Below are 3,306 nucleotides of genomic sequence, written 5' to 3' on the forward strand. Positions count from 1 at the left end.
ACCTTTTAGCTTATTCGCCAGATCCGCTGGACTAAAGTTGCTCATAAGCCCCTTCGCCTTGGTCATGACCTTGCCTAGTGCACCAGAAATGGCATCTCCGGCTTTGTTCGCCAGATCGCCAATCGCCTTCGCTACCTGACCCGCTTTATCCGCAATCTTTGTTGCTACACCTACAACACTGTCAATAACTTTGCCAGCTTTTTTGATTAACTTGGCACCCTTCACCGCGAACTTGGCTCCGGTCGCCGCCCATCCCACAAACGGAATGGCAGCTGCAGCGGACAAGGCCGCGTTCGTATAATCCCCTCGTGCGGCATAGATGCCCGCGTTCGCCAAATCGGCGACTTCACCAATGACCGGAATCATACCGGCGACGTCCAGTACGGTCTGAGTCACATCCAGCACTTTACCCCAGAAGCCTTTTTTCTCCTCTTCTAGTTCCGGTTCCTCTTCCACCTGCACCTCGGACACAAGGCTCATCTGGGTAACCATAGTCAAACAAAAAAAACACTCTCCGATTTATCACAAATAACCAGAGAATGTTTGATGTCTACTACCAATTATCCTTTCCACGTTACACTTAATTTCCAATCAAAACCAAGAAATATTTTAATTTTTAAAGAATTCAAGATATTTAGGATCTTTACCTTCAAAACATCTACCTTCAGACTTTTTAAATGCAAAACTAAAAAATTCTTTGGCAAGGTCAAACTCCCCTAATGCATAGGCTGCTTTTGCCGAAATAAATTCTTTATCTCCTGTATCAAAACGCATAAATCCTGTGATAAAAATATTTTTAGACCATTCGTAGGCTTTATTGAAGTCCTTTAAAAGAATACATGTGTCAACAATATCTTTTACTATATGGTAACTTTCGCTATAGATACCTTTCGGCTCTGGTATTAAACTCCAGGCTTCTTCCAGTAATATAGTAGATTCTTTATGTTTTCCATTTTGAAATAACTCGTTACTCTCATTGACAATTGCATCAATTTCGACTTGAATATTTGCTTGTAATTTGGCCATTTTAGTATCCTCCAATGATATCCTTAATCAGTTCAATTTTTATACTTAAAGGTATAAGTCTTTATGCCATCCTCGTTACGAACTTGCTTTTTATAATTTTTGGGAGCATTGGTTTCTTAGTATATGGAGGTTGATTATTTGAAGCATCTTCCATAGCTTTATCTCATATTTTTCTTATTCTTCGCGTCACCAGAGCTGTCCACAATCATCACAAAAAAACACTCTCTGTTTTCTTCAAACAACTAGAGAATGCTTTTCTTGCTAGTAATTTATGTTTCCGCTTTAAGTTTTCAACACGCAAATGTTCTAATGAAATATCTCTATCACCTGAAGAAACTATTTCGCTAAAACTTCAAATATACATAGTACATTAAGCTTGCATTTTTGCATAAGAAATGAATTATTATATTTTAATTACTTGCATAGATTTATTGGAGAGTCGAGATAATACTAGGTCTGTTAATATTCACTACATCATCAGTGACCTTTTCATTCATTTTAACTCGTAAATATTCATAGCCATTTTTTAACTCTATATTTCTTTCTTCTTCATAAATTGGAACTAAAGTATAAAAATTAATTATTTTACCTTGTGGGGTAACAAGCCTCTCAAGGCCAGGCTCTTGGACTCCTGATACCATTATACAAGATAACATTGTATTCGCGGCAAAAGGCCGCGGGGGCTCACCATTAGGAAGAATTACACCTTCAGCCAACCAACCATCAAATCGATGTGGAATGTGAGCAGTTTTACGCAACCAAGAAAATGGCCAAGAATATTCTGATTGATTTGTTAAATCTTCAACTGGCCATTCGGATGGTAACTTAATTATCAATTCTGAATAATTAAATTCACTTGCACCCGATGATTCGTCCATTGGTGCATCGCTCATACCTGTAGTTACCAGTGTTAAAAAATCATTTTTTTGAGATGGAGGTATCACATGAATATTTACACTAACATTACTTCCTGGAATAATTTCTCTTAATGTTTTCTGCGGGGAACCAAAAAAAATGGCTATATGCTCAAGTATACAATCATGATCATTTGATTCCATAGTTCTTCCGGACAGAGAGTTTCCATTTTTGTGTTCAAGAAAATTAACTATTTCATTTTGTCCTTGTTCTCGAGCAAAAGTAATTGCATCTACATTATTCATAGAACTACCACTGTATTTTACTGTTGTATCAATTCCCGATTGGATTAACAATCTAGCAATATCCGTATGGCCATTACTGATGGCTCCGAATAATGGATTCCTCTCCGGTTCACTGACATCCATATCTGCCTTACATGATAGAAGATACTTTACAACTTCCAAATGACCTTTCGAGGCAGCTTCATTTAGAGCGCCTCCATCATAGGCTCCCCCTCTTCTATTTATATCAATCCCTAACTCAATCAGTTTTTTTACGATTTCTAGTTTACCTTCTGAAGATGCTACATGAAGCCACGTACCAAAAGGGGTCATAATATTTAAAAGCTCATAATCATGTTCAATAATTTGGGTTACCTTTGCAACTTCCCCTTGTTTAATAGATGAACGCAGTTCTTTAGCAATATTTATATTTGTCATAAAATTATCTCCTTCGTTTTGCAATGTCACCTAGTATTCTTAGCATTTCAACCATATCTTCCCTATCTCCGCCAGCTTCCTTAACTTCTTTCAGCTTGTCTACAACGTATCTTAGTGCCTCAATTCCATGTTGTCCTTTTACTCTATTAGGTGCCCATACAAGATTCTCCAAACCCATTATTGGATCAATACCATATTCTATGAGAATCTCGTGTCCTTCTTTAACCAATTCTTTTTGTGTTTTTCCCATTACCTTTTTTAAATAGAATATGATGCGCATGTGGATCATACATATCATTTGGTGGTTCTCCTATATTTTTCTTCAAATATCTCCCGTAGTCAATATCATCTATATCCTTAGGTTTGCCCTCAGATTTATCCTTCTTGGTAGCTGATTTTGACGAATCTTTCGAATCATCACCAGTTTTCCCTTTAGATTTATCCGTTTCCTGCTCTTTCGGTTTAGGTTTGTTTGGATCATCCTTCGTTTTGTCTTTTTCTTTCGTCTTATCCTTAGGCACATCCTTATCCTTGTTGCCCGTATCCTTGTCTTTCTTGCTCTTGTCCTTATCCCCTGAAGGTTTGGAACTTCCTGAATCCCCAGAGCTTTTATTGTTTGTGCTGATTCCCTGATTCTGGTTCTTCTTCGACTTACTATTCAGCATACTCAAAAGAATCATAGCTTTGGTAATTGTATCCGAAT

Annotated in this window: 3 protein-coding genes and 2 pseudogenes; all 5 read right to left on the minus strand. The window is 37.4% G+C overall.

Annotated features, from left to right (window positions below; translation table 11 throughout):
* Nucleotides 1-498, minus strand: a pseudogene (locus A6049_RS33465) (hypothetical protein); the annotation flags it as partial.
* A gap of 111 nt (nt 499-609) precedes the next feature.
* Nucleotides 610-1,026: a hypothetical protein gene (locus tag A6049_RS29110; RefSeq protein ID WP_063567926.1), complete on the minus strand. Its 417-nt coding sequence runs from the start codon at nt 1,024-1,026 to the stop codon at nt 610-612.
* A gap of 428 nt (nt 1,027-1,454) precedes the next feature.
* The gene (locus tag A6049_RS29115; protein ID WP_063567927.1) at nt 1,455-2,603 is read right to left on the minus strand and encodes a suppressor of fused domain protein; all 1,149 of its coding nucleotides are present in this window, start codon (nt 2,601-2,603) and stop codon (nt 1,455-1,457) included.
* A 4-nt stretch (nt 2,604-2,607) separates the two neighbouring features.
* Nucleotides 2,608-2,853: a hypothetical protein gene (locus tag A6049_RS29120; protein ID WP_240321574.1), complete on the minus strand. Its 246-nt coding sequence runs from the start codon at nt 2,851-2,853 to the stop codon at nt 2,608-2,610.
* Nucleotides 2,825-3,306, minus strand: a pseudogene (locus A6049_RS34280) (hypothetical protein); the annotation flags it as partial. The pseudogene A6049_RS34280 and the gene A6049_RS29120, both read right to left, overlap by 29 nt.

Origin of the sequence: Paenibacillus sp. O199 (assembly GCF_001636635.1) — a bacterium.
Lineage (GTDB): Bacteria > Bacillota > Bacilli > Paenibacillales > Paenibacillaceae > Paenibacillus > Paenibacillus marchantiae.